The organism is Aurantibacter sp. UH7 (assembly GCF_056839165.1).
This window is the reverse complement of the sequence record NZ_CM166388.1, coordinates 1,375,481-1,401,860: the sequence shown is the minus strand read 5'-3', so window position 1 is coordinate 1,401,860 and position 26,380 is coordinate 1,375,481. Positions and strand designations below refer to the sequence as shown.

Genomic DNA, 26,380 nt, shown 5'->3' with positions numbered 1-26,380 from the left:
GAGTTTATTCATCATGAAATCAATCAAAAAATCAGCAAGGATAGCGGGTATACTGTATTTAATTGTTATTGTGTGTGGAATATTTGCGGAGAAATATGTTCGTTTAAGTTTAGTTGATGTATTAAACAGCCATCAAACTTTTAAGAATATTACGGAAAATGAATTCTTGTTCCGTCTTGGCTTTATAAGTGACCTACTTATGCAACTGGCATATTTTCTATTGCCCTTAGTATTATATAGAATTCTGGAAAGTACTAATAAATGGTTGGCGCAATTAATGGTCTTAAGTGTGACCGTAGCCGTAGCAATTATGTGCACGAATATGCTCAATCATTATATACCACTAATACTTATTGAGCAATCAGATTTTAGTCAAGAAGAAATGCAAAATCAAATGTTACTGTATTTACAAATTCATAAGAATGGCTATCATATTGCTCAAATATTCTTTGGTTTATGGTTACTGCCTTTGGGTAGTTTAGTTTATAAATCCGCTTTATTTCCTAGAATTATTGGGGTGATACTAATAGTTGGCTGTTTTGGTTATCTAACAGATTTTCTAGTGTATTTCCTTTTTCCTAATGTGAATACAGCTCTTTCTAATTGGATTACCCTACCTGCGGACATAGGAGAATTTTCACTTTGCCTCTTTCTTTTAATAAAAGGTGTGAAATCTAGAACCTTTTATTTAAGTACCGAATGATAAATACGAACGACTGGCGATACATTTCATTCAATATTTGCATCAGAATAATTAATCAAATAAAAACAAAATCATGAAACTATTATCAAGAAAAACACCCACATCATCTAGAGAACATGCAGTATTCTCAAACTTTAAAAACAGTAAAAGGGTTCGCTGGTCGGAATACCGCAATTATAGTTACTAAATCAAAGCCTATCAATTTTAATCATCAATCAAAAAACAACAATCGCCCTTCCAATAATCTAAGGAGGGCTTAAAAAACAAAAATCATGGCAGTATTAGCAAGAATTATTATTTCAATCATTTTATCACTATTTTTTTTAACCTCATGTTCTAATGACGACAATGTTGTTACGCCGCAACCAGAACCAACAAATGCAATGACTTCTTCCGAATTAACAACATACTTCGAAGAATTGGCAACTACAACCGAATTACCTGGTTTGGCTATCAGTATTGTAGAAGACGGTGCAATTGTTTATCAAGATGCAATTGGTTATTCTAATCTAGAAAATCAAGAACCTTATACCAATCAAACGGTAAATGGTATAGCCTCAATTAGTAAAACTTTTGTTGCGGCAGCAGTGGCGAAAGCGATATCCCAAAATCTTTTTACTTTAGAAACTCCAATAAATGATTTGCTGCCTGTAGCAGTGGTTAATTTAAAAAGACCTGAGTCTATTATTAAGGTAAAACATTTAGTTACACATACTTCTGGTATTGTTGATAATATGGAGTTCTACCTGCCATATGACTATTTCTTTTTGCCAGGTCAAAACTTAAATACCAATGGGGCGGTTATTCTAAAAGAAGCAATTGGTATGCAAGAGTCTAATCCGGTGCCACTTGCAGATTACATGGGTGAATACTTTTTAGCCGATGGCGATTTCTATAGCACAGATAGTTATATCAATTCGGAACCAGGAACCACTTGGGCTTATTCTAATACGGCCACTGATTTAATGGGTTTTATAATTGAATTGGCTTCTGGGCTATCATTTGATGAATATGTAAAAGAGAATGTTTTGAATCCTTTACAAATGAATGCATCAACCTTTAATGTTTTGGAGGTGGATTTAAATCAAATGGCAACTCCATATTTAAATAAAAGTACTGCATTTCCATTTTATGGTAATCATGGATATCCTGAAGGTAGTATACATTCCACTAATGAAGATTTAGGAAAGTATTTATTGGATATGACTAGAGGAATAAAAGGAGAGTCATCGGTTTTGTTTGATTCTTCGTATTACAAAATGCTTTTTACAAAGCAATTAACTGATAATATCGTGCCAAGCGAATTTGCTGAAAATCACGGACTATATTGGTATACGAAGAACGGAAAATGGATACACGGTGGAAATAGTTTAGGTCTGTCAACACATATGGAAATAGCGGAAAACGGAAGTAATGGTTTTATTGTTGTTACAAATATGGATGGTACATTTTATGAAAACGAAGCAAATTGGACGAATGTAAATCAAAAAATTACTGAAGGAGTACAAGCTTTTTTAAAAAGTAATTAAGTAGAATCTTATGTATTGGATGCCATTATTATCTTCTATGAAATAGCGATTATTATGGCATCCTTAATTATTAAAATTTAATACCATGAACTTAAAAATTATTATCGTGATGTTTTTTGCCAGCAGTTTAACCTATGCTCAAAAGATTGAAAAAGCGCATAAAAAAGTAGACTCACTTTTTCAAAAACAACTGACTGAAACAAATGTTAACAATGCGTTCTTAACTATCTATTCAGATAAATTGGGAATAGAATGGAATTATGCTGAAGGTGCTTTTTTAAATGGATCAAAAGTATCCGATAAAAATCCCTTTTTAACTACAAGTATTGCTAAAACGTTTACAGCCACTTTAATTATGATGTTACAGGAAGAGGGAAAATTAAATGTGAATACCCCAATAGCTGAATACTTGCCAAATAATATTATTGAGGGTTTACATATTTATAAGGGGGTAGCGTACTCAAAAGAAATTACTATCAGTCAGTTATTGCAACATACCTCGGGTATACCCGATTATTTTGAAGATTCTCCAAAGGTTGGTCCGGGTTTTATGGAGCTCTTATTTTCAGATTCTAAAAGAATGTGGCAACCAATAGAAACTATCAATTTCGCTAAAACAAAATTAACTCCGCATTTTGCTCCAGGAGATGGCTATCATTATTCTGATACTGAATATGTTTTGTTGGGATTAATAATAGAGAAATTGGAAGGTAAATGGTTGCATGATGTTCTTGCTGAAAAGATTTTTGGTCCGCTACAAATGAAAAATTCGTACATGCATTTACGTTCAAAACCTATAAATAATAACATTGGCGAGTTGGCCGAATTGTATGTGGAAAACACTGAAATTAGTTCTTTCAAAAGTCTGAGTGCAGATTGGGCTGGTGGCGGTTTAGCAACTACATCTCAAGATCTTTTACAATTTCATAAGGCATTAAATGAAGAAATATTAATTAATAATAAGAGTTTAAAGCAAATGCAAAAATGGATTGATGAATCTTTTGGATTCGAGTATGGTTATGGATTGCGGAAGTTTGAATTGAAAAAATTAAACCCTTTAGTTGGGGATCTTTCACTTATAGGGCATTCAGGTACTTCCGGAGCTTTTATGTATTACTGCCCTGAATTAGACGTGTACCTAACAGGTACTTTTAACCAAACTTCTTTTAAAAAAAAGCATGTGATATTTATGCTTCAGGTGTTGGAGGAGCTGAAAAGTTTGTCGAATTTAAAAAAAGATGTAAATGAAAAATAACACTGTTTTATTGGCTGGAGCAACTGGTTATTTAGGAGGCTATATTGCTAAGGAATTAGAAACAAGGCAAATTTCTACGAAGATAATTGTGCGGAATATAGAAAAGGCAACTAAACTAGCTTCTGAAAACACTAAAATTATAAACGCAGAAGTTACAAAGCCTAATACTTTAAAGGGGCATTTTAACGATGTAGATACGGTTATTTCCTCAGTAGGTATAACAAGGCAAAAAGACGGATTTACTTATATGGATGTAGATTATCAGGCAAATATTAATCTATTAAAAGAGGCTGTTGAAAGCGGAGTTCGCAAATTCATCTACATTTCGGTGTTAAATGGAAATTCACACCGAAACCTGAAAATATTGGAGGCTAAAGAGGCTTTTGTAGATGTTTTAATTTCTTCCGATATAGAATATACTATTATGCGTCCAAATGGATTTTTCTCTGATATGAATGACTTTTTAAATATGGCCCAGCAAGGAAAAGTCTATTTATTTGGAAGCGGGGAGAAAAAATTTAATCCAATTCATGGAGCTGATTTGGCGATTGCATGTGTCTCGGCTATAGAATCTTCAAAGGCAGAAATTAATATCGGTGGTCCCGATATTCTAACTCACAACGAAGTGGCTAAAATGGCGCTTAATGCATATGATAAACCGATTAAAATAATTCATCTGCCTAATTGGTTGAGAAAATTGGTTATTTGGGTGTTAAGAGCATTTACATCATCTAAAACTTATGGCCCTTATGAATTTTTCCTAACACTTATGGCGGAAGATGCTATAGCTCCACGTTATGGAATACAGCACCTCTCTAGTTTTTTTCAAAGTGAAATAGACATCTTAAAAAAGTAACTATATTTATAACTATGGACATTCCAGATAAAAACACCCCTTTCCCATTAGCGAATTATAATCGGCTCTGTTTTCTGAAAAATATTGTAAAGAATCCTAATATTATCGTGGGCGATTACACATATTATGATGATTTTGAAGATGTTGCTAATTTTGAAAGGAATGTAAAATATCATTTCGACTTTGTTGGCGATAAGCTAGTAATTGGGAAGTTCTGTATGATTGCTTCTGATGTTACCTTTATTATGAATGGGGCAAATCATCTAACAAATGCAATTTCCTCATACCCTTTTACCATTTTTGGTGGAGCTTGGCAAGATGCAATGAAAGACAAGTCTTATCCTACCAAGGGAAATACACTAATAGGTAATGATGTTTGGATTGGCTATAATGCAACAATAATGCCTGGCGTAAAAATAGGCGATGGGTCAATTATTGCAAGTAATACAACAGTTGTCAAAAATGTTGAACCCTATTCTATTGTAGGCGGAAATCCAGGAAAATTAATACGAAAACGTTTTTCTGAAGCAGAAATCGAAAGATTATTAGACCTTCAATGGTGGGATTGGCCCATTGAAAAAATCACCAATAACGTAGATAATCTAACGGGAAATGTAATTGCGAATTTAAAGTGATTGAAAGTTATAGTGGTTTTAATCTAATTTATCAGTTAATTCTTTAAATACCTTCTTAGCATTACCACCATTATAAAGCACCTCATAAACTGCATCTATAATAGGTGTTCTGGCTTTTTTCTTGAATTTCGATTTAATAGCATACGCACTTTTAACTGCATAATAACCTTCGGCAACCATTTTCATTTCCATCTGCGCACTTTTTACAGTATAGCCTTTACCAATCATATTGCCGAACATTCTGTTTCTACTAAATGTTGAATACCCTGTTACTAATAAATCACCTAAATAAGCCGATTCATTAATGTTACGGTCTATTTTATAAATACGTGTAGCGTTTCATCTCACGAATCGCATTACTCATTAAAACACTTTGAAAATTGTCGCCATAACCTAAACCATGTGCTATACCAGCAGCTATGGCATAAATATTTTTTAGCATGGCGGCATATTCAGTGCCTATAATATCTTTGGTTACCTTAGTTTTTATATAATCGGATTTAAGGTTATCCGCTACTATTTTAGCTTTTGCCTCATCAGCGCAAGCAATGGTTAAATAGGATAATCGTTCCATGGCCACCTCTTCTGCATGACACGGGCCAGTAATTACACCAATGTTTTCAAATGGGATATCATATTTTTTATTAAAATGCTCCCCAACAATTAATCCTGTTTCGGGTACAATACCTTTAATAGCTGAGAAAATGATTTTATCCTTTAACGAAACTTCTAATTTTTTCATTTCTTCACTCAAGAAAGCTGAGGGAATTGCAAATATTAAAATATCAGCCTTTACAACAGCTGTATTTATATCACTTGTTAATACCAGTTTTTCTGTGTCAAATGTTACTGTAGTTAAGTAGTTTGGATTGTGCTTGTGTTGCGTTATGTAATCTATGGCATCTTGGTTTCGCATGTACCAACCAACTTTAGCCTGATTTTCACATAACATTTTTATTATGGCAGTTGCCCAACTACCACCTCCAAATACAGCAAAATTCATATGATATGTATTAGTCAAATTTCTATAATTCAAAAATAATCAAATTAGCTGGTTTAGATTTTATCGATGAACTACCAAGCTTTGTTAAAAAAACGATGAACTACCTAAAATTTTAACAGGGCATGCAGTTCATCGAGCAATGAAATCATGAACACATGCGTTATTAATTCAGACAAATGTTAAAAATACTATTGTCTTAAAGAACAAAAAATATACCTGCGTTTAGCGCAGTTTAAACAACGATTTTTTGGTTGGTTATTTAGTTAGAAATCGCCTTGAGTATGGTGCTCAAGGCGTTTTTTTATTCCTTTTCTAGAACTAATGTTTGAACCTGATTATTGCCGTCGGTAGACTGCCATTTTTGAAAATTATTCTTGTTTTCAATATAAATCCAAGTTTTAGATAAATCGGAATATTTATCTTCAATAGTTACAAAGTTATCTGTTGCGCTCCATTCAAAAGGTGTTTTGTCTAAAGATGAAATTCCTAAAAGAGAATAATTCAAATGTTTTGTTCCTGTCCCGTCTTTATCAAAAGTGATTGTGCCAATATTTTTTACAGACATTCCCTCTTCACCAGGGGTTTGTCGCTCGAAATTTTGAACATTCCATACGCCAACAAGTCGATGTGAGCATGAGGTTCCTATAAAAAGTAGTGTGATACAAAGTAAGTAAGCTGCTTTTAAATTCATATTTTCTTGTTTTATTATATGATACAGAAAACATGACTTAAGTATTAGCGTATATAATAGGATTACTAACTCATATAGCTTTTTTATGTTTTTATGAGGCGTTTTTTGAATTCCGATGGGTTCTCACCTGAAATCTTTTTAAATGTTCTATTAAAATAGGATAAGCTTTCAAAACCACACTCATAACAAGTTTCAGTAATATTCTTATCTAAAAGTAAAAGCCGCTTGGCTTGACTTATTCTATATTGATTTAGAAAATTTATAAACGTACTACCAGTAGATTTCTTAAAGTACCTACAAAATGCAGGTTTACTTAAATTACAAAGTGCAGCAATATCATTTACAGTTATTTTATCTTGAAAATGTGCATCGATGTAACCATAAATTTGCCGAATTCGCTTTTGCTCTTTCTCACTATACGGATTAATAAATGGTGTTTTGTGTAATAGTTCAAAATCAGTACTTGCAGAAAGTTCTTTTAGAATATGTATGACTTCCATAAAGAAATCGAAATCATTTAGTAAGTGTAGCTTTTTCATAAGTCCACCTATTTTAATTTTAGTCTCACCTGAAAATGCTATTCCAAATTTTGACAATTCCATAAGTCGATTTAAAGACTGAAGTTCTGGGAATTGTTCTATTACCGTTTTTTTGAAATTCTGTTTTATATGGAGAACTTCTTTTCTATAGGTGGAGGTTACATTATGATCAAAATTTAGGTGTGGAATATTGGACCCAATTAATACTAAATCGCTTTCTGAAAATTGTGAAATATGATTACCCACATGTCGCTTTGCACTAGCACCTTCGATATATACTAATTCAAATTCCGGATGAAAATGCCAATAAAAAAGATGATTAAGTTTTGGGTCGTGTAATAGCCTAAACGGACTTTTGGTATCAGTGCTAAAACTTTCAAGCTGAATTTTCATTTTATCAATATACCTAGATTGACGCTTATTTGTTTAATTTAATTAAAAAATATCAATATTGTTCAAATTTTGGTTAATATCGAGGTTGATGCTAGCGATAATCTAAGGTAGTTTTACAGTATCAAATTTAAAAGATAATATCATGCAAAAATCAGATTCTAAATTAGAAATGGCGAACAAAGCTCATGAAGAAATTCCTGGTAATCCATCAACAGCTACAAGTAGTAAAATTAAATTGAACGACCGTTCTAATGGAAAACCATTAAGAGTTCTTAGCGAAGAAGATTGGAAGTTTTGGATGTATAATGGTTATATCGTTATAAAGAATGCGATATCAAAAGAACAAGCAAAGAATACAGCTGATTTTATTTGGGAATTTGACGAAAAGAATCCTAATGATTCAACTACTTGGTATGCTCCACCACGAGCCGAAATGAAAATGAAAGAATTGACCGGAACTGGTATGGTTGAGGTTTATAATAATCAGCATTTGTGGAATAATAGACAAGAGCAAAAAGTTTATGATGCATTTGCAGATGTATGGGGAACCGAAAAACTGTGGGTGACTATTGACCGCGCTAATTTGAATTTTCCGTTACCACCAGGAGTTGATAAAAAAGGATTTATTCATTGGGATTATGACCCTGAAACAAAACCCCAAAATGTACAAGGAGTATTAGCGCTTGCAGACCAGAATGATGAAAATATGGGCGGTTTTCAATGCATTCCATGGTTATATAGAAACTACGATAGCTGGAAATTGACGCAGCCTGAAGACCGTGATCATTTTCAACCAGACATTTCGAATTTGGATGATAAAATAGTGAAGGTTAAAATGAATGCTGGGGATCTATTAATTTTCAATAGCACAGAACCACATGGTATACGACCAAATAAATCTAAAGATAAAGTGCGAATTGCTCAATACATTTCTATGATGCCTGCAGAAGAAGAAAATGTGGAGATGAGAAACTGGCGTATTAATTCTTGGAAGAACCGAATTGCACCAGAAGGCTATGCTTTTCCGGGTGACCCGAGAAATTGGGAACAAACTAAATACGATGTTGCTAAACTTTCGAACCTTGGAGAAAAATTATTGGGTTTAACAGATTGGTAGTTTATCATATCCTCATTAATACAAGCATACGCAGGCCGTCAAGATAATAAAGTGTATTTTTGCCCGCTTAAATTCATTGCGGTATGAAGAAGTATCTTAATTTATTCGATTTTAAGCAGAAAGTAGATTATAAAACCGAAATTCTTTCAGGTCTTACAGTTGCCTTAGCACTGGTTCCTGAAGCAATTGCTTTTGCCTTAATTCCAGGTTTTTCTCCATTAACAGGTTTGTATGCTGCATTTATACTTTGTTTGGTTACTGCAATTTTTGGTGGTAGACCAGGTATGATATCTGGTGCCACAGGAGCGGTAGCTGTAATTTTTGTTGGGTTAATTCTGGAATTGAAACGAAATTTCCCGGGAATAGAACCAGAGACCATATTAAATTATGTTTTTGCTACAGTAATTATAGCAGGTCTTTTACAGATTTTAGCTGGTTTTTTACGCTTGGGTAAATTCATTCGTTTAGTACCGCACCCCGTAATGTTTGGTTTCGTAAATGGTTTAGCCATAATAATATTCATGGCGCAGTTTCCTAATTTTTATGTGAAAGGAACCGATAGTCTTTTAAGTACTACACCCATGATGATAATGCTCGGCTTAACATTGCTGACCATGGTAATTATTTGGGGCTTACCAAAGTTAACTAAAGCTATTCCTTCATCTTTAGTTGCCATTATTGTTGTTTCTGCAATTGTAATTGGATTTGGAGTAGACACCCTTACTGTAGCAGATACTATGGGGGAAGGGGAGAGTATAAAAGGTGGATTTCCACCATTATCTATTCCACAAATACCATTTACATTAGAGACCTTTAAAATCATACTTCCGTATGCAGCAATTGTTGCAGGTGTTGGTTTAATTGAAAGTTTATTAACGCTAAACATAATAGACGAAATAACCGATACACGTGGTAGTGGTAATAAAGAATGTGTGGCACAAGGAACTGCCAATATTTTATCGGGCTTCCTATCTGGTATGGGTGGTTGTGCAATGATTGGACAAAGTTTAATTAATACTTCTTCTGGTGCAAGAGCTAGACTCTCTGGTATTACAGCTGCCGTTATGCTCCTTGTTTTCATAATGTTTGGATCAAGTTTAATTGAACGTTTACCAATGGCAGCATTAGTAGGTTTAATGTTTATGGTAGCAATAGGCACATTTGAATGGGCAAGTTTTAAGACTTTTGGAAAAATGCCTAAGTCAGATGTTATTGTTATGGTATTAGTTACACTGATTACGGCAATTACGCATAATCTTGCTGTTGCAGTTTTGCTAGGGGTAATTATTTCAGCATTGGCATATTCTTGGGAGAATGCAAAACGTATTCGTGCAAGAAAATATGTTGATGAAAATGGAGTAAAACACTATGAAATCTATGGTCCATTATTCTTTGGTTCAACAACACTATTTTCAGAAAAGTTTGAAATTCAAGAAGATCCTGAAGAAATAATAATTGATTTTAAGGAAAGTAGAATTGCTGATATGTCGGGTATAGAGGCCTTAAACAAAATAACTGAGCGCTATGCCAAAGCAGGTAAAAAAGTGCATTTACGTCACTTAAGTAAAGATTGTATTCGTCTCTTGAAAAATGCCGATGATATAATCGTTGTTAATGTCTTGGAAGATCCTACTTATAAAGTTGCAGTAGATAGGGTTGATGCGAAATAAGAGGTACACGGTAAAACCGTATAAAAAAAGCTCCTTCTCTTTCGAGAAGGAGCTTTTTTAATTCAACTATTGAATTTTATTTATTTCTTAAGAACTCGGCTACTGCGCGGGCATCTTCTTCACTTAATTTCTGATTCAACATAACAGCATTATTATATTCTTTTAAAAGAGCCTTTGCTATTGGGTCTTCTTTAAGCATCACATCAGGGTTTAATATCATGTTCATTACCCATTCCGGACTTCTTCTTTCATAAACGCCAGATAAAGCTGGGCCTATCATTCTCTTATCAAGTGCATGGCAAGCTATACATATAGTATTAAAAGTTTGTGCACCTTTAGCTACTAATTCTTCATTTACAGCATCATCAAATTCAACTGATTTTATTGGGCCAACTCCTTTATTGTCTAAATCAACTGGAACACTTTCTTGTACTTCTGCAGCTTTAGATTCAGTTTTTTTACGGTTCATTTCAAAACCTTCTTTTTCTTCTTTCTTTTCTTTTCCGCCGCAGCTGATCATTAATCCGCCAAGTGCTAATACGAAGAGCAATTTTTTCATGTATGTTTAATTTTTGCTGAAACTAGTTCAGGGGTTTAATTTTATTTGCGCCACTAATATAATGATTCGCAAAATCTAATTGGTCTTTTCAAGAAAATTTATAGCTCTTTTTTCTGTATAACTAACGCCATTTTTGGCGTGAAAGCCAACATGGCCACCGTATTTGGGGGTTTCTAAATACAAATTCGGATTTGCTTTAGCTTCGTTATATGGATAACAAGTTGGTCCTAAAAAAGAGTCATTTTTAGCGTTTATGATTAATGCCGGAATTTTAATATTAGGTAGAAATTGAAGACAATTACTCTTCTCATAATAATCTAAGGCGTTCAGAAAACCATGAGCATTACTCGTGTAAATGTCGTCAAAATCTTTTAAGGTTTTAATTCGTCTAATGTCAGCCTCATTAATTTTATCCGGAAAAAGCGCTACTTTATATTTCAGTTTGTCGGTTAAATGCTTTTTGAATCGACTAGCATAAGGTCTATTTTTTAATTTTAAAAGTTGGTTTGAAGAATTATTGAGATCACAGGGCACCGATATGCCGATAACTCCTTTGATTTCTTTAGGAAGTTCTCTTTTTTCACCAACATATTTCATCACCATGTTTCCACCAAGACTAACACCTTTTATGTAAATTTTTGAATACGTTTTATTTTTTAATACGTGTTTTACTACTGCATCTAAATCTTCTGTAGCGCCAGAATGATATGCTCTAAATAGTCGATTAGTTTCACCACTACAGCCCCTAAAGTTAACGGCACACGCATCATAACCAACGTTGTTAAAGGCTTTGGCGCTGCCCGTAATATAAGGTCGTTGGCCGTGGCCTTCTAATCCATGAAGCAAAATGATAACCTTATCGGATGTAGTTTTAGAATAGCTCCAATCTAGGTCTAAAAAATCACCATCTGTTAATTCTATTCTTTCCCGTTTTTGAGTAAAATCGTTTACTTTTCGCCATAAACCGCTATAAATTGTCGAAAAATGTCCTAATTTGAATAAAATAGGCGGATTGTAGTTGGATTTTAAAATGGGCATCTAAGACTAGTTTCGCGTGAAATTTATATGCTATTTCGGATAATTTTCTAAAACCTTAGTCTGTTCTTCTATTGCAGCTTTAAATTCTAATTTTAATTTGGCTACCAAATCTGCAATGGGTAAAGTATTGTCGATTGTAGTAGAACCTTGACCTGCAGACCAAATTGTTTTCCAAGCTTTAGCTTCCGTATCTAGCTCTTTGCCAAAATCAATTTTAGTATCCTTTTTAAGGTCTTCATCAGTTAGTCCAGCTGCTTTTAAGCTTTTGCCTAAAAAATTAGCACTAACTCCAGATACCGCAGCTGTATATACCACATCGCCCGCACCGGCATCGATGACCATATCTCTATATTCTTCAGGAGCCATACTTTCCGCTGTATTAATAAAACGCGTACCCATATAGGCAACATCAGCACCCATTTGTAAAGCAGAAGCAATATCGCGACCCGTACTAATACAACCCGATAGAATAATAGTTTTATCAAAGAATTTTTTTATTTCCGCCACTAAAGACATTGGGTTGATGGTGCCACCATGGCCGCCAGCTCCGGCTGCTACCAAGATTAATCCATCGACTCCAGCTTCTTGAGCCTTTTCTGCATGACGTTTTTTAATTATATCATGAAAAACTAATCCGCCATAACTATGTATTGCATCAACAACCATAGATACAGCTCCTAATGAAGTTATAACTATTGGTACTTGATGTTTTATACAAAGTTTAATATCGGCTTCCAAGCGAGGATTAGTTGGATGTACTATTAAATTGACACCAAACGGAGCAGCTTTCTTGCCCGTTTCATCTTCAAATTTTTGTAATTCCGTTTTTATTTCAATAAGCCATTCCTCAAATCCCTCACTTGTTCTTTGATTTAAAGCAGGGAAAGTACCTACAATACCATTTTTACAACATTCTATTACCAATTTAGGCCCAGAAATTAAAAACATTGGTGCTGCTATTACGGGTAGGGAAAGTTCTTTTATAAAGGCGGGTTTCTGACTCATTATTAAGATTTTAAAACTATTAATTAATGTACTTAAATTCTGTTGTTATTCAAAACTATACTATTTTTACCATTCCTATGCATGCATAGTAAAAATAATATTTAAAAGAATGTATTTAAAAGATTTTGAAGTTAGATGGAGTGATATAGATGCCAATAGACATTTAGCAAATAGTGCTTATATAAATTTTATGAGCCATACGCGTATGGCATTTCTATGGGAATTAGGTTTAAGTCAAAAGAACCTAGCAGCACATAAAATTGGCCCTGTAGTTTTTTATGAGCATATGTATTATTTTAAAGAGGTTTTTCCTGGAAAGCCTGTAAAAGTTTCTTTGGAAGTTATGGGCTTGAGTGAGGATGGTAAATTCTTTGAATTTCACCATAATTTCTATGATTCGAAAGGTAGAAACGTAGCACATTGCGAAATGATGGGAGCTTGGATAAGTCTTGAAACTCGTAATTTAACTGGTTTGCCTGATGATTTTTTAAACTTGTTTGATAAAATAGAACTATCGGAAGGATTTCGCATTTTAACTAAAGAAAACACGCGTAAATTTGCCAAAGTGCCAAAAGATTTAGCGATTATTTAATCTTGTTAGAAGTTGCATTTGTTTTTTTGGCTCCTATAGGATTTCTACTGGCCAAGTAGACACCTAAAAGTACTAAAGTGGCTGCCATAATCTTTAAGGTTGTAAGAGTGTCTTTGCCCATAAGTGTGGCAAATAGAATTCCTATAAGTGGTTGTACATAGACAAAAGCACTAAGTGTGGATGCTTTTAATTGGGTTAATGCGAAAATATTGAAGAGATAAGTGCAAAAAGTAGTGCCGAGAACTACGTAAACGATACTCCAAATTGCATCTGCTGGTAGGTTCGAAAAGTCTATTTCTGTAAATTCTTTTAAACCAAAAGGTAAACAAATAATGATGCCTAAAGTAAAAAGCCATTTCATAAATGTGAATGGGTGATATTTTGCAAGCAAGGGTTTTACTGTGATTAAATATGCTCCATAAAAAACAGAATTCATAAGAATAAAGAAATTTCCTAATGGAATGTTAGGTGCGTCTTGTCTACTCTCCGAGCTAAAAAATACTAATCCAAGTGCTCCAATTAACCCGATTCCAATTCCAAATATCTTTCGCCTTGATATTTTTTCTTTAATGAGGACTGCCGAAAGTATTAATACGATTATCGGTGTGATAGTAATTAGTACGGCACTATTTATTGGGGTAGATAAAGATAATCCTTTAAAAAAAACAAGCATATTAAACCCCATTCCTAAAATGGAGCAAAGCAACATACGTAAATAATCTTTTTTCTCGATATGTTCTTTAGGACCAAAAAATGAAATGAGCCAAAAAAGTAATGCTGCACCGCCAACTCTAAAAATAATAAAAGCAAAAGGTTGCACATGGTTGGGCATAACCCCTTTAGCGATAGTGTGGTTTAGTCCATAGATTGTTGTTGCTGCAATAGCAGCTAATATTGCTAGTGTCCTTTTGCTCACGGGTGAATTGTTGCTTTGGCAGCTTCAACCACTTTTTTACTATTACCTACAAATATTTGATTATCGAATAGAATTACTGGGCGGCTTAAAAAAGTATAATGTTCTAAAATTAGATTTTTATAATCTGCTTCTGTAAGTGTTTGCTCGTGTAAGCCCCTTTTGCGAAAAAGCATTGCTCTTCTACTAAATAGTGCTTCATAACTTCCCGCTAGATTTTTCATCTCATCTAATTGTTTTTCAGTTATGCTTTCCGTTTTTATATTTTGAAGGGTAAAGCCATCCAAAGGTTCTAATTCTTTTATGATACGTTGGCATGTAGAACATGAAGCTAGGTGGTATATTTTTTTCATCGGAAAATAATTTTGTTATTCGATATATGTAGTGATTTTTACTTTTTTATGAACTGAAAATTATAGACTACAAAGAAACCGCTTTTAAAGTAATTGCTCTAAATTTGAAGCTAAATCATTTTTCAGTATGAATAAACTTTTTGATATCACCCTTAAGAGTCGCCAGCGTTTGCACAAGATTTTGGTAGAAACACCAAAAGCTGATCTTTTAAAAATACCTACTAGCCATAATAATAATATTTGGTGGAATATTGCACATGTTTTGGTAACGGAACAACTGCTGGTTTATAAGTTTAGTGGTTTAGATTTAAATATACCTGCTAGTTTGGTTGGTAAATTTATGAAGGGAACTGTGCCAGATGGCACCGCTACAGATGAGGAAATACAAGAGGTGAAAGATTTATTAATTTCTACCGTTGAAAAAACGAAATCAGATTACGAAAAAGGAATTTTCAAAAATTATAAAGCGTATACTACTAGCGCTAATGTTACACTAGAAAAAGCAGAAGATGCTATAGCATTCAACCTTTTACATGAAGGATTACATATTGGTGCTATTATTAGTCTTCAAAAGTTGTTGTAGCTATTGACTTTTTTAGTTTTCCTTTTAAATAATTCTTTGCTGAAGTATATGGGATGACAACTTCTATTGGACCATCAGCATACGACGCTACCTCATATTGATTATAAAGTAGCTTAATGCCTGCCCTAGTGAAGCCTAAATTTTCGGGTAAATAAAAATTGTCTCCCTCAAACATGAAACCTGTTGCGTTAATAGATTCATTTTCAGAAATGGCTTCAGCTTTCCGGAACTCTTTTTCCGCTAGCGTTTTAAAGGCTGCTTCGTCATTAAATAGTTGGGAATTTTTTAATTCTTTTCCAGTTTTCTTATCAAAATTTAAAAATCGAATGGATTCATAGCCATGTGCACCGCCAGAGTATAAATATGATGTTAAGATTATTGACAAGATATTTTTATCTTCATACGATATCTCGCCATGTATGGTAGCTTCCCAAGTCTCAACCTCATCTTGGTATAATTTTGTAATTTCCTCGTGTTCGTTAATAAAAGCTTGAATTGCTTCTTGAATGGTATAGGCTTCATTATCTTCAGTTTCTCCAAAGAGAAGAATAGAAATAATCTCGTTAGAGATGTTTGCATTTATATTTATGGCAAGCCGAGATTTTTCAAGAACTTGCGGAATATTAATTGAAATTTGTGGGCATCCTTCGCAATTTTCACCAGAGAATAATTGCGGTGCTACGGTAAGTTTATGCTCATTTTTACAACCAATAAGTAGGAGTAAAACGACTATGTAAATAATTGGGGTTTTCATAAATTTCACATCATTGTGCGACTCAAAAGTTAACGATACATTTGCAACATTAATACTATTTTATGAGCCAAAAAAAATTAAAATTCAACAGTAAGACAATTCATGGTGGACAAAAACCTGATAAGGCCTATGGAGCGGTGATGCCACCCATTTATCAAACTTCAACTTTTGCCCAAACTACACCTGGTGGGCACCAAGGATTTGAATATTCGCGGAGCGGAAATCCTACTCGTAGCGCACTAGAAAATTCTTTGGCAAGTATTGAAAGTGGTAATTATGGATTAGCTTTTGGAAGCGGACTTGCAGCTATGGATGCTGTAATTAAATTGCTGAGTCCTGGAGATGAAGTTATTTCAACAAATGACTTGTACGGAGGTAGTTATCGAATTTTCAAAAAAATATTTGAGAAATATGGAATAGTATTTCATTTTGTTGGCATGCAAAATGTTGATGAAATTGAAAAGAAAATAAATTCTAATACGCGTTTGATATGGGTAGAAACGCCTACCAATCCTATGATGAATATTATAGATATCAAGGCAGTTTCTAAATTAGCGAAACAACACAAAGTTTTATTGGCCGTCGATAATACTTTTGCAACGCCATATTTACAACGGCCTTTAGAAATGGGTGCAGATATTGTAATGCATTCTGCAACAAAATACTTGGGTGGGCATTCAGATGTAGTACTTGGCGCTTTAGTAGTTAAAGACAAAGAATTAGCGGATCAATTATATTTTATTCAAAATGCCAGTGGTGCTGTTTGTGGTCCTATGGATAGTTTTTTGGTTTTAAGAGGTATAAAAACTTTGCATGTTCGCATGCAACGCCATTGTGAAAATGGAAAAGCCATTGCTGAGTTTCTTCAGAATCATCCTAAAATTGAAAAAGTATTTTGGCCAGGTTTAGAATCTCACCCAAACCATTTGGTAGCAAAAGAACAAATGAATGATTTCGGAGGAATGATTTCTTTTATTCCTAAAGGAGCTTCTTTTGATGATGCGATTAAAATAGTAGAACATCTAGAGTTATTTACCTTAGCGGAATCTCTTGGTGGCGTAGAGAGCTTAGCTGGTCATCCTGCGAGTATGACGCATGCGAGTATTCCTAAAGAAGAAAGAGAAAAGAGTGGCGTAGTAGATTCGTTAATTAGATTAAGTGTTGGTATAGAAGATGCTTCAGACCTAATTGAAGACTTGAAACAGGCTATCGGATAGGTTTTTTACGATATTTTTAAAAAAACACACTTTAAAATATAGGAATATCATAATTTTGCCGTTTTATTTTAAATTCAATAATCAAAGCTTAATTTTAACGAATTAGGAAAATTTATTTAAAGGAATTTATGGACGCAAAAATGCAAGTAAAGATTGATAAATTTATGGAAGAGGTTAAGGTCAGAAATGGTCATGAACCTGAATTCATACAGGCAGTACAGGAAGTTGCCGAAACAGTAATCCCATACATAGCTCGTAAAAAGATTTACAGTGGCAAGAATATTTTGTTGCGAATGGTAGAGCCTGAACGATTAATTTCGTTTAGAGTCTCTTGGGTTGATGATAAGGGCGAAATTCATGTAAATCGCGGATACCGTATTCAAATGAACTCGGCTATTGGTCCCTATAAAGGTGGACTTCGCTTTCATGCTTCTGTTAACGCTAGTATTCTAAAGTTTTTAGCCTTTGAGCAAGTATTTAAAAATAGTTTAACTACCCTGCCTATGGGTGGTGGTAAAGGAGGATCTGATTTTGACCCTAAAGGTAAGTCAGATGATGAGGTTATGCGGTTTTGCCATGCTTTTATGAGTGAGTTGTGCCGACATATTGGACCTAATACAGACGTGCCAGCAGGCGATATTGGTGTAGGTGCACGTGAAATAGGCTTTCTTTTTGGCATGTACAAAAAAATGAGAAATGAGTTTACCGGCGTTTTAACTGGTAAAGGTCTTTCTTGGGGTGGTTCTAAAATTAGACCGGAAGCAACTGGTTATGGCACTGTTTATTTTGCTCAAAGTATGTTGGAAACTGTAAATGATAGCTTTGATAAAAAAACAGTCGTTATTTCGGGTTCTGGTAATGTAGCACAGTATGCAGCTGAAAAAGTGCTTTATTTAGGAGGTAAAGTGGTTACGCTTTCCGATTCTGGAGGATATATTTTCGATAGTGAAGGTATCGATAAGAAAAAACTGGCTTTTGTTATGGATTTAAAAAATAACAAAAGAGGTCGTATTTCAGATTATACAAAGAAATATAAGTCAGCTAAGTTTGTTAGTGGGAAAACCCCATGGGAGGTAGACTGTGATATAGCTTTGCCATGTGCAACACAAAATGAATTGGATGGTAAAAGTGCAAAAATTTTAATTAAAAATAATTGTATTTGTGTTGCCGAAGGTGCTAACATGCCTTCTACGCCCGATGCTATTCATGAATTTCAAAAAGCACAAATATTATTTGCTCCTGGTAAAGCTTCCAATGCAGGTGGAGTAGCAACTTCTGGTCTAGAGATGTCTCAAAACTCTTTAAGAATAAGTTGGACACGTGAAGAGGTTGATGATCGACTAAAAGATATAATGGAAGAAATTCACTCCTCATGCCTTAAATATGGTAAAGATAAAGATGGTTATTGTAATTATGTAAAAGGTGCTAATATTGCTGGTTTCGTTAAAGTAGCTGATGCTATGTTGGCGCAGGGTGTTATTTAAAATGTAAATAGTTAGTATTTTTTTATAAAAATTGAACCCATAGTTGTTTTCAAACTATGGGTTTTTTTAACTTCGGTATATTAAACCAGTACTTCGTACTTTCAGGTTATCTTTGCATAGAACTCTAATAAACTCATGCAAGTAACTACAAAGGGTATTGTGCTTTCCGCTCTAAAATTTGGAGACACAAGCCTTATTTCTAGAATTTATACGGCTTCAGACGGGTTAAAATCATATTTGTTAAAAGGAGTGTTGACTGCGAAGAAAGGAAAGCTTAAAGCGGCGTATTTTCAACCCCTAATGCAATTGGAAATTAATGCTAACCATAAAAATAAAGGTACTCTAGAAAGTATAAGAGATGTAAAAGTTGAATATCATTATCAGTCGTTACATACTGAAATGAATAAGAATTCTGTGGTTTTGTTTCTAGCAGAAATGTTGAGTAATTCTATACATGAAGAAGAATCTAATAGTGAACTTTTTCAATTCTTGGAAGCTTCATTGCAATGGCTTGATAATCATGATAGAATCGCAAATTTTCATTTGTTTTTTCTTTTAAACCTTACTAAATATTTAGGTTTTTATCCAGATACAGAAAACTTTGCTTCAAATTGTTTTGATCTAGTTGATGGTGTCTTTGTTGATTTCCCTTCTGGTAGTTCTTTTATTACCGATGAAAATTTAGTGTTGTTCAAAAGGCTGTTAGGCACAAATTTTGATGCAATACATGAGATAACCATGAAGAAAACCAACAGGCAAGAATTATTGAAATCTATTGTGCTTTATTATGAATTGCATTTACAAGGATTTCGAAAACCTAAATCACTTGCTGTTTTAAATGAAGTATTTAGTTGATGCAAAAGACCTTATTCTTTTTTGTTTTCTTGTGCTTTAAAATTTCAATAGCCCAAGAGATTACTATTTTAGATAGTGATACCAATGAGCCTGTGGCCAATGTTGCTGTCTATAATCTGGACCATTCAAAAACTTCTATATCCGACATCGATGGTAAATGCAATCTCTCTCTATTTAGTAATAATGAGCGAATTACCTTTAAGCATTTAAGTTATCAGGTAAGGCGAATTACAAAAAACTCAATAATCCGCAAACGAAGTATTGTTTATTTGGTTATGAAAGCGGAACAGTTAGAGGAAGTGATAATGTCTGTTTCTAAATGGGAACAACAGAAAAAAGATATTCCGCATAAAACAACATCTATTAATTCAAGACAAATTGCATTTACCAATCCGCAAACAGCTGCAGATTTATTACAAAGTAGTGGAAAAGTATTTGTTCAGAAAAGTCAAATGGGAGGTGGAAGTCCTATGATTAGAGGTTTTGCGACTAATCGACTTTTGCTTTCTGTAGATGGAGTACGTATGAATAATGCGATATTCAGGGGTGGTAATATTCAGAATATTATTTCTATAGATCCCTTTTCTGTAAAAAATACAGAAGTTATTTTTGGCCCAGGATCTGTGATTTATGGTAGTGATGCTATTGGTGGTGTTATGAATTTTTATACAAAAAAACCACAATTTTCTACTAACGATAGTCTTTTAATACTAGGTAATGGTAATTACCGCTTCGCATCTGCAAATAGTGAAAATACGGTACATGCAGATTTTAATATCGGTAAAAAGAAATGGGCTTTTTTAACTAGTTTAACTTACAATAATTATGGAGATATGATTATGGGAGAACATGGCCCAGATTCTTATTTGAGAAATAGTTATGTAGAACGTATTGAAGGAGAGGATGTTGAAATCGCTAATGATAATCCTAAAAAACAGTTACCCACAGGTTATTCTCAGATTAACTTGATGCAGAATATTGAATATAAACCAAATAATAATTGGGATTTTAAACTCGGTACTCATTATTCCGAAACAACAAATTATTCTAGGTATGATAGATTAATTCGACCTTCCTCAGATGGAACTGGTCTTCGTTCTTCAGAATGGTATTACGGCCCGCAAAAATGGTTTATGAGTAATCTACAGGTGAAACAGATTGGAAAAGGAAAATTTTACGATGGCTTAAAAATGACAGCTGCCTACCAACACTTTGAAGAAAGTAGAAATGATAGAAATTTTCAAGAACTAGACTTGTTCAGTACACAAGAGAAAGTAGATGCTTTTTCTTTGAATATAGATTTTGAAAATAAGAAAGTTGGAAATTCTAGAATTTACTATGGCGGTGAGTATGTTTACAATAAAGTAGGGTCAACGGGTCAACAGCGGAATATTGAAACAAGTATTATTATGGATGCAGCATCGCGGTATCCAGACGGAGCAAGTTGGCAAACCTTGGCGGGGTATGTTAACGGTGAATATAAAGCAAAACCCAATTTTTCATTACTTACTGGTTTGCGATATAGCCATGTATGGTTAAATGCAGTTTTCGATAAAACTTTCTATCCTTTTCCATTCGACGATGCAAATTTGAATAATGGAGCACTAACAGGGAGTATTGGTTTTAGCTGGTTTCCGAAAGCAGATTTACAACTGACGCTAAATGGTTCTACAGGTTTTAGATCACCAAATGTTGATGATATTGGTAAAGTTTTTGATTCTGAACCTGGTTCTGTAGTTGTACCTAATTTAGATTTGGAGCCAGAATACGCCTATAATGCAGAATTTGGAGTACGAAAGAATTTTAAAGATAAGGTTGTTTTTAAAGCAGCTGCTTATTACACGTATTTAGTTGATGCTCTTGTTCGTCGGGATTTTGAATTTAACGGACAGACTGAAATTATGTATAACGGTGAGCTAAGCAACGTGCAGGCAATTCAAAATGCAGCTAAAGCTTTTGTGTATGGCGTAGAATTGGGTTTCGAAGCTTTTCTTACGGACAACCTTTCATTGTCTTCTAATTTAACTTTCACTGATGGTATTGAAGAAGAACCAGACGGTACAGAGACACCTGCAAGGCATGTTTCGCCTACTTTTGGAGATTTTCATATACTATGGAATAACCAAAAACTACGAACCGATTTATTCTTAAACTACAATGGAGAAATTTCAAATGAAGATTTAGCTTCTTCTGAGAAAAGTAAAACATATATCTATGCGCTGAATAAAGAAGGAAATCCATATTCTCCATCATGGTATACGCTAAATACCAGAGCTCAGTATAGTTTCAATAATAACTGGAAAGTATCATTGAACTTTGATAATATTACAGATCAACGCTATCGCACCTATTCTTCGGGTATTGCGGCACCTGGTAGAAGTTTGATTATAGGGCTTGGTTATAGCTTTTAATAGGTGACCCATAACCAAAAAAAACCCCGACTTATGCAATAAGTCGGGGTCTTTAAAAATTTTAGCTGTTCTAATTAGTTAACAGCATCTTTAGCGTCCTGTTTTAAATCGCTAGCAGCTCCTTTAGCTTTATCAACTGCATTTCCAGCAGCATCTTTAGCATCAGCACCTGCAGCCTTAGCTTTATCAACTACATTTCCAGCAGCATCTTTAGCAGAGTCAACAGCATTACCAGCAGCGTCTTTAGCAGAATCGACAGCATTTCCAGCAGCATCTGTAGCAGAGTCAACTGCATTTCCAGCAGCATCTACGGCGTCAGAACCAGCTTCTTTAGCAGCATCTACTGCATCTCCAGCTTTATCCATAGCGCCTTCAGCAGCATCGCCTACAGCTTCACCAGCTTCTTCTGCAGCGTCAGCAGCAGCTTCAGTTGCTTCACTAGCTTTGTCAGCAGCTTCTCTACATGATACGAATGATACGCTCATAGCTATCATTAAAATCGAACTTAAAATTACTTTTTTCATTTGTTTTGTTATTAGTGTTTTACTGTTAATGATCATAGGATATACGCAAGAGAATAAGATTTAGATGCTTTAACATGAATTTATGTTCAATTGTTAAAATTTAAAGTGAAAATTCATCAATATTTTAACTCATTAAAAGGGTGCTATTATTTTTTAGTTGTTGCTTGCTTATTGTATCAAATAATTGCAAGACTATATAATTTGTTGAAACCCATTAGAAAAGGGATGTGGATTTTAATTTGAGCAACTAACTTCCTTAAAAAATCACTAATTTTGCAGCCTTAATTTTAGTAGTAAAAACATGAAGTTCGCGGAATACAAAGGATTAGATTTACCCAATATAGCTGATGAAATATTAAGCTATTGGAAAACGAATGACATTTTTGAAAAAAGTGTTACTACTCGAGAGGGTAAAGAAAGTTATGTTTTTTATGAAGGTCCTCCTTCTGCTAATGGAATGCCAGGTATTCATCATGTAATGGCACGGACTATAAAAGATATATTCCCACGATATAAAACCATGAAAGGTTTTCAGGTTAAACGAAAAGCCGGATGGGATACACATGGTTTGCCAATAGAATTAGGTGTTGAAAAAGAACTTGGAATTACAAAAGAAGATATAGGCAAGAAAATTTCTGTTGAAGAGTATAATGCAGCATGTAAAAAGGCTGTGATGCGTTATACTGATGTTTGGAACGAGATGACAGAAAAAGTTGGGTATTGGGTAGACATGGAAGACCCATATATTACCTACAAGTCTAAATATATGGAAACTGTTTGGTGGCTGCTTAAACAGATTTATAATAAAAACCTAATTTATAAAGGGTATACCATTCAACCGTATTCACCTAAAGCAGGTACCGGTTTAAGCTCACATGAATTAAATCAACCCGGAACGTATCAAGATGTTACAGACACCACTGTTGTTGCTCAATTTAAGGCTGTGGAAGAGTCTTTACCTGATTTTCTAAAAAATGAAGGAACAATTTTCTTTTTAGCATGGACTACTACTCCATGGACACTTCCTTCGAACACAGCTTTGACGGTAGGGCCAAAAATTGATTATGTTTTAGTTGAAACTTACAATCAATATACTTTTCAACCAATGAATGTTGTATTGGCAAAAAGTCTGGTTTCAAAACAATTTGCTGGAAAATTTGTTCAGGTTGAAGAAAAATCTGATTTATTGGAATACAATTCTGGGGATAAAAAAATACCATTTTATATAGTTAAAGAATTTGTTGGTAAAGACTTAGTAGGTGCTAGATATGAACAACTACTTGATTATGCTTTGCCCTACGATGATGCAGAAAATGCATTTAGAATAATTGAAGGTGATTTTGTGACTACTGAAGATGGTACTGGTATTGTACATACTGCGCCAACCTTTGGTGCTGATGATATGTTTGTAGCTCAGAAGGCTGTACCACCTATACCACCACTTTTAGTTTTAGATGAAAACTCAAATCCTGTGCCACTTGTTGACCTAAAGGGTAAGTTTAGGCCAGAAATGGATGAATTAGCAGGAAAATATGTAAAAAATGAATATTATGAGGATGGTGAGGCTCCAGACCGTTCTGTTGATGTGGAGATAGCAATTCGACTTAAAGAAGAGAATAAGGCATTTAAAGTTGAAAAATATGTACATAGCTATCCTAACTGCTGGCGTACAGATAAGCCAATATTATATTACCCATTAGACTCTTGGTTTATTAAGATATCGGATGTGAAAGACAAAATGTTCGATTTAAATAAAACCATTAATTGGAAACCTAAAGCAACAGGTGAAGGTAGGTTTGGTAACTGGTTAGCAAATGCTAACGATTGGAATTTATCGCGATCGCGGTATTGGGGAATTCCTTTGCCTATTTGGCGTACTGAAGATGGCACTGAAGAAATGATGATTGGTTCTGTAGCGGAGCTTAAAGCTGAAATGACTAAAGCTGTTAAAGCAGGTGTTTTAGAGAAAGATATTTTTGAAGATTTTGTTGTCGGTGATATGTCTGAAGCTAATTATGATAAAATAGATTTGCATAAAAATATTGTTGACCAAATAACTTTAGTTTCTGAGTCTGGAAAGCCAATGAAACGTGAAAGTGATCTTATAGATGTTTGGTTTGATAGTGGCTCAATGCCGTATGCACAATGGCATTATCCATTCGAAAATGCCGATTTAATAAATAAAAGAGAGACTTTTCCTGCTAATTTTATTGCCGAAGGTGTTGATCAGACAAGAGGTTGGTTTTACACCCTACATGCCATTGCTACTATGGTTTTTGATTCTGTAGCCTATGAAAATGTGGTTTCGAACGGGTTAGTTTTGGATAAGGAAGGAAAGAAGATGTCTAAACGCCTTGGTAATGCTGCAGACCCTTTTGAAACAATGAATGCACATGGGCCAGATGCTACGCGTTGGTACATGATTTCTAATGCCAACCCTTGGGATAACTTAAAGTTTGATATAGATGGTATTGTTGAGGTCAAAAGAAAATTCTTTGGTACCCTTTATAATACTTATTCTTTCTTCGCGCTTTACGCTAATATTGATGAATTTAAATATGCCGAGGCCGATGTGCCATTAGAAAAACGGCCTGAAATAGATCGTTGGATCTTATCAGAACTTCATACATTAATAAAAAATGTGGATGAAGCTTACGGTGATTACGAGCCAACAAGAGCAACAAGAGCTATATCAAATTTTGTACAAGAAAATTTAAGTAATTGGTATGTGCGCCTATGTAGAAGACGTTTTTGGAAAGGTGACTATCAAGAAGATAAAATATCAGCTTATCAAACTTTATATACATGTTTGCTTACCGTTGCTAAATTATCAGCGCCTGTAGCTCCGTTTTTTATGGACCGATTGTATAAAGATTTGATTGCTACAACTGAGCAAGAAGAATTTGAAAGTGTTCACTTATCAAACTTTCCAGTATGTGACGAATCATTTATAGATGTTGCTTTGGAACGTAAAATGGAAAAAGCGCAAACTATTTCTTCATTAGTACTGTCTATCCGTCAGAAAGAACGTATAAAGGTTCGTCAACCGCTAAAAAGAATTATGATTCCTATTCTTAATCAACAACAAAAGGAAGATATAGAAGCGGTTTCTGAGTTAATTAAGTCTGAGGTGAATGTTAAAGAAATAGAGCTTTTAGACGATGCTTCTAATATTCTGGTGAAACAAATTAAGCCGAATTTTAAGGTTTTAGGCCCTAAATATGGCAAAGAAATGAAGCAAATAGCACAAAGTGTTAGTGCATTTGGTCCGGAGGATATCCAAAAAATAGAACAAGAAGGCGAAATTTCGCTCAATATTGGAAATAAAGTTATTAATTTACAGTTACAAGATGTAGAGATAACCTCTCAAGATATTGAAGGATGGTTAGTTGCTAGCTCAGGTGCGTTAACTGTTGCACTTGATGTTTCAATAGATGAAGACCTAAGAAAAGAAGGTATTGCTAGAGAATTAGTAAATAGAATTCAAAATATTAGAAAAGAGTCGGGTTATGAGGTTACTGATAAAATTGATATAAAAATATTAAAAGATGGGTTTGTAGAAAAGGCCGTTGAAAGTAATATTAACTATATCAAAACAGAAACATTAACTGCAGACCTTATTTTTGAGGAGAAATTGAAGGAAGGCACAGAAATAGCCTTCGATGAAGTAAAAACGAAATTATTTATCGAAAAACACTAAA

At 34.2% G+C, this 26,380-nt stretch carries 23 protein-coding genes and 1 pseudogene; 14 read left to right on the top strand and 10 right to left on the bottom strand.

Features of this window, described 5'->3' with window-relative positions:
• Positions 1-13: 13 nt before the first annotated feature.
• The 5 genes from UH7x_RS06055 (at position 14) to UH7x_RS06035 (ending at position 4,978) form a co-directional block, all read left to right on the top strand.
• Positions 14-703: a DUF4386 domain-containing protein gene (locus UH7x_RS06055; protein WP_482362823.1), complete on the top strand. Its 690-nt coding sequence runs from the start codon at positions 14-16 to the stop codon at positions 701-703.
• Positions 704-975: 272 nt separating this feature from the next.
• Positions 976-2,232 (top strand): serine hydrolase domain-containing protein, encoded by a 1,257-nt coding sequence (locus UH7x_RS06050; RefSeq protein WP_482362822.1) that lies wholly within the window; start codon positions 976-978, stop codon positions 2,230-2,232.
• 85 nt (positions 2,233-2,317) lie between these two features.
• A complete protein-coding gene (locus UH7x_RS06045; protein WP_482362821.1) occupies positions 2,318-3,487 on the top strand; it encodes a serine hydrolase domain-containing protein in 1,170 nt (389 codons plus the stop codon).
• Positions 3,477-4,343, top strand: coding sequence for an SDR family oxidoreductase (locus UH7x_RS06040; RefSeq protein WP_482362820.1), 867 nt, complete (start codon positions 3,477-3,479; stop codon positions 4,341-4,343). Before UH7x_RS06045 ends, UH7x_RS06040 begins: the two co-directional genes overlap by 11 nt.
• A 14-nt stretch (positions 4,344-4,357) precedes the next feature.
• Positions 4,358-4,978, top strand: coding sequence for a CatB-related O-acetyltransferase (locus UH7x_RS06035; protein ID WP_482362819.1), 621 nt, complete (start codon positions 4,358-4,360; stop codon positions 4,976-4,978).
• Positions 4,979-4,996: 18 nt separating this feature from the next.
• Here the strand turns inward: UH7x_RS06035 and UH7x_RS06030 are convergent.
• The 3 genes and pseudogenes from UH7x_RS06030 to UH7x_RS06020 form a co-directional block, all read right to left on the bottom strand.
• A pseudogene (locus tag UH7x_RS06030) lies at positions 4,997-5,981 on the bottom strand (NAD(P)H-dependent glycerol-3-phosphate dehydrogenase).
• A 301-nt stretch (positions 5,982-6,282) separates the two neighbouring features.
• Positions 6,283-6,672, bottom strand: a complete 390-nt coding sequence (locus UH7x_RS06025) for a hypothetical protein (protein ID WP_482362818.1) — start codon at positions 6,670-6,672, stop codon at positions 6,283-6,285.
• Positions 6,673-6,755: 83 nt separating this feature from the next.
• Positions 6,756-7,604: an AraC family transcriptional regulator gene (locus UH7x_RS06020; protein ID WP_482362817.1), complete on the bottom strand. Its 849-nt coding sequence runs from the start codon at positions 7,602-7,604 to the stop codon at positions 6,756-6,758.
• Positions 7,605-7,746: 142 nt separating this feature from the next.
• Between UH7x_RS06020 and UH7x_RS06015 the strand changes: the two genes are divergently transcribed.
• A complete protein-coding gene (locus tag UH7x_RS06015) occupies positions 7,747-8,721 on the top strand; it encodes a phytanoyl-CoA dioxygenase family protein (protein ID WP_482362816.1) in 975 nt (324 codons plus the stop codon).
• Positions 8,722-8,804: 83 nt separating this feature from the next.
• Positions 8,805-10,391, top strand: a complete 1,587-nt coding sequence (locus UH7x_RS06010) for a SulP family inorganic anion transporter (protein WP_482362815.1) — start codon at positions 8,805-8,807, stop codon at positions 10,389-10,391.
• A 76-nt stretch (positions 10,392-10,467) separates the two neighbouring features.
• Here UH7x_RS06010 and UH7x_RS06005 read toward each other — a convergent pair whose 3' ends face one another.
• The 3 genes from UH7x_RS06005 to UH7x_RS05995 form a co-directional block, all read right to left on the bottom strand.
• Positions 10,468-10,950, bottom strand: coding sequence for a c-type cytochrome (locus tag UH7x_RS06005; RefSeq protein WP_482362814.1), 483 nt, complete (start codon positions 10,948-10,950; stop codon positions 10,468-10,470).
• A gap of 75 nt (positions 10,951-11,025) precedes the next feature.
• Positions 11,026-11,988, bottom strand: a complete 963-nt coding sequence (locus UH7x_RS06000) for a YheT family hydrolase (RefSeq protein WP_482362813.1) — start codon at positions 11,986-11,988, stop codon at positions 11,026-11,028.
• A 30-nt stretch (positions 11,989-12,018) separates the two neighbouring features.
• Positions 12,019-12,993: an NAD(P)H-dependent flavin oxidoreductase gene (locus tag UH7x_RS05995; RefSeq protein WP_482362812.1), complete on the bottom strand. Its 975-nt coding sequence runs from the start codon at positions 12,991-12,993 to the stop codon at positions 12,019-12,021.
• A gap of 109 nt (positions 12,994-13,102) precedes the next feature.
• On the opposite strand from UH7x_RS05995, the gene UH7x_RS05990 reads away from it, so the two are divergent.
• Positions 13,103-13,585 (top strand): acyl-CoA thioesterase, encoded by a 483-nt coding sequence (locus UH7x_RS05990; RefSeq protein ID WP_482362811.1) that lies wholly within the window; start codon positions 13,103-13,105, stop codon positions 13,583-13,585.
• On the opposite strand, the gene UH7x_RS05985 is transcribed toward UH7x_RS05990, so the two are convergent.
• Both UH7x_RS05985 and UH7x_RS05980 read right to left on the bottom strand, forming a co-directional pair.
• A complete protein-coding gene (locus UH7x_RS05985) occupies positions 13,578-14,501 on the bottom strand; it encodes a DMT family transporter (protein WP_482362810.1) in 924 nt (307 codons plus the stop codon). The two genes, UH7x_RS05990 and UH7x_RS05985, sit on opposite strands and share 8 nt — an antisense overlap.
• Positions 14,498-14,851, bottom strand: a complete 354-nt coding sequence (locus tag UH7x_RS05980) for an arsenate reductase family protein (RefSeq protein WP_482362809.1) — start codon at positions 14,849-14,851, stop codon at positions 14,498-14,500. Before UH7x_RS05980 ends, UH7x_RS05985 begins: the two co-directional genes overlap by 4 nt.
• Before the next feature lie 127 nt (positions 14,852-14,978).
• Between UH7x_RS05980 and UH7x_RS05975 the strand changes: the two genes are divergently transcribed.
• Complete coding sequence (locus UH7x_RS05975; RefSeq protein ID WP_482362808.1) at positions 14,979-15,434, top strand: DinB family protein; 456 nt, start codon at positions 14,979-14,981, stop codon at positions 15,432-15,434.
• Here UH7x_RS05975 and UH7x_RS05970 read toward each other — a convergent pair.
• A complete protein-coding gene (locus UH7x_RS05970; protein ID WP_482362807.1) occupies positions 15,412-16,188 on the bottom strand; it encodes a DUF3298 and DUF4163 domain-containing protein in 777 nt (258 codons plus the stop codon). The genes UH7x_RS05975 and UH7x_RS05970 overlap by 23 nt on opposite strands.
• A gap of 62 nt (positions 16,189-16,250) precedes the next feature.
• Between UH7x_RS05970 and UH7x_RS05965 the strand changes: the two genes are divergently transcribed.
• From UH7x_RS05965 to UH7x_RS05950, 4 genes are all read left to right on the top strand, one after another.
• Positions 16,251-17,405: a cystathionine gamma-synthase gene (locus UH7x_RS05965; protein ID WP_482362806.1), complete on the top strand. Its 1,155-nt coding sequence runs from the start codon at positions 16,251-16,253 to the stop codon at positions 17,403-17,405.
• A 140-nt stretch (positions 17,406-17,545) separates the two neighbouring features.
• Entirely contained in the window at positions 17,546-18,889 is a 1,344-nt protein-coding gene (gene gdhA, locus UH7x_RS05960) for an NADP-specific glutamate dehydrogenase (RefSeq protein WP_482363584.1), read from the top strand.
• A 135-nt stretch (positions 18,890-19,024) separates the two neighbouring features.
• On the top strand, positions 19,025-19,744 hold the full coding sequence (gene recO, locus UH7x_RS05955) for a DNA repair protein RecO (RefSeq protein WP_482362805.1): 720 nt from the start codon (positions 19,025-19,027) through the stop codon (positions 19,742-19,744).
• Entirely contained in the window at positions 19,744-22,155 is a 2,412-nt protein-coding gene (locus tag UH7x_RS05950) for a TonB-dependent receptor (RefSeq protein WP_482362804.1), read from the top strand. The genes recO and UH7x_RS05950 overlap by 1 nt, the downstream gene beginning before the upstream one ends.
• A gap of 74 nt (positions 22,156-22,229) precedes the next feature.
• Here the strand turns inward: UH7x_RS05950 and UH7x_RS05945 are convergent, their stop codons facing one another.
• Positions 22,230-22,679 (bottom strand): hypothetical protein, encoded by a 450-nt coding sequence (locus UH7x_RS05945; protein ID WP_482362803.1) that lies wholly within the window; start codon positions 22,677-22,679, stop codon positions 22,230-22,232.
• A 301-nt stretch (positions 22,680-22,980) separates the two neighbouring features.
• Here UH7x_RS05945 and ileS point away from each other — a divergent pair, with 301 nt between their 5' ends.
• The gene (ileS, locus tag UH7x_RS05940; RefSeq protein WP_482362802.1) at positions 22,981-26,379 is read left to right on the top strand and encodes an isoleucine--tRNA ligase; all 3,399 of its coding nucleotides are present in this window, start codon (positions 22,981-22,983) and stop codon (positions 26,377-26,379) included.
• The last annotated feature ends 1 nt before the right edge of the window (position 26,380 follow it).

Coding starts and splice junctions, on each gene's coding strand:
- UH7x_RS05995 (WP_482362812.1), bottom strand. CDS start 12,993: ATGAGTCAGAAACCCGCCTTTATAAAAGAACTTTCCCTACCCGTAATA.
- UH7x_RS05970 (WP_482362807.1), bottom strand. CDS start 16,188: ATGAAAACCCCAATTATTTACATAGTCGTTTTACTCCTACTTATTGGT.
- UH7x_RS06050 (WP_482362822.1), top strand. CDS start 976: ATGGCAGTATTAGCAAGAATTATTATTTCAATCATTTTATCACTATTT.
- UH7x_RS05990 (WP_482362811.1), top strand. CDS start 13,103: ATGTATTTAAAAGATTTTGAAGTTAGATGGAGTGATATAGATGCCAAT.
- UH7x_RS05975 (WP_482362808.1), top strand. CDS start 14,979: ATGAATAAACTTTTTGATATCACCCTTAAGAGTCGCCAGCGTTTGCAC.
- UH7x_RS05980 (WP_482362809.1), bottom strand. CDS start 14,851: ATGAAAAAAATATACCACCTAGCTTCATGTTCTACATGCCAACGTATC.
- UH7x_RS06000 (WP_482362813.1), bottom strand. CDS start 11,988: ATGCCCATTTTAAAATCCAACTACAATCCGCCTATTTTATTCAAATTA.
- UH7x_RS06045 (WP_482362821.1), top strand. CDS start 2,318: ATGAACTTAAAAATTATTATCGTGATGTTTTTTGCCAGCAGTTTAACC.
- UH7x_RS06025 (WP_482362818.1), bottom strand. CDS start 6,672: ATGAATTTAAAAGCAGCTTACTTACTTTGTATCACACTACTTTTTATA.
- UH7x_RS06055 (WP_482362823.1), top strand. CDS start 14: ATGAAATCAATCAAAAAATCAGCAAGGATAGCGGGTATACTGTATTTA.
- UH7x_RS06015 (WP_482362816.1), top strand. CDS start 7,747: ATGCAAAAATCAGATTCTAAATTAGAAATGGCGAACAAAGCTCATGAA.
- ileS (WP_482362802.1), top strand. CDS start 22,981: ATGAAGTTCGCGGAATACAAAGGATTAGATTTACCCAATATAGCTGAT.
- UH7x_RS05950 (WP_482362804.1), top strand. CDS start 19,744: ATGCAAAAGACCTTATTCTTTTTTGTTTTCTTGTGCTTTAAAATTTCA.
- gdhA (WP_482363584.1), top strand. CDS start 17,546: ATGCAAGTAAAGATTGATAAATTTATGGAAGAGGTTAAGGTCAGAAAT.
- UH7x_RS06035 (WP_482362819.1), top strand. CDS start 4,358: ATGGACATTCCAGATAAAAACACCCCTTTCCCATTAGCGAATTATAAT.
- UH7x_RS06005 (WP_482362814.1), bottom strand. CDS start 10,950: ATGAAAAAATTGCTCTTCGTATTAGCACTTGGCGGATTAATGATCAGC.
- UH7x_RS05945 (WP_482362803.1), bottom strand. CDS start 22,679: ATGAAAAAAGTAATTTTAAGTTCGATTTTAATGATAGCTATGAGCGTA.
- UH7x_RS06040 (WP_482362820.1), top strand. CDS start 3,477: ATGAAAAATAACACTGTTTTATTGGCTGGAGCAACTGGTTATTTAGGA.
- recO (WP_482362805.1), top strand. CDS start 19,025: ATGCAAGTAACTACAAAGGGTATTGTGCTTTCCGCTCTAAAATTTGGA.
- UH7x_RS06020 (WP_482362817.1), bottom strand. CDS start 7,604: ATGAAAATTCAGCTTGAAAGTTTTAGCACTGATACCAAAAGTCCGTTT.
- UH7x_RS06010 (WP_482362815.1), top strand. CDS start 8,805: ATGAAGAAGTATCTTAATTTATTCGATTTTAAGCAGAAAGTAGATTAT.
- UH7x_RS05965 (WP_482362806.1), top strand. CDS start 16,251: ATGAGCCAAAAAAAATTAAAATTCAACAGTAAGACAATTCATGGTGGA.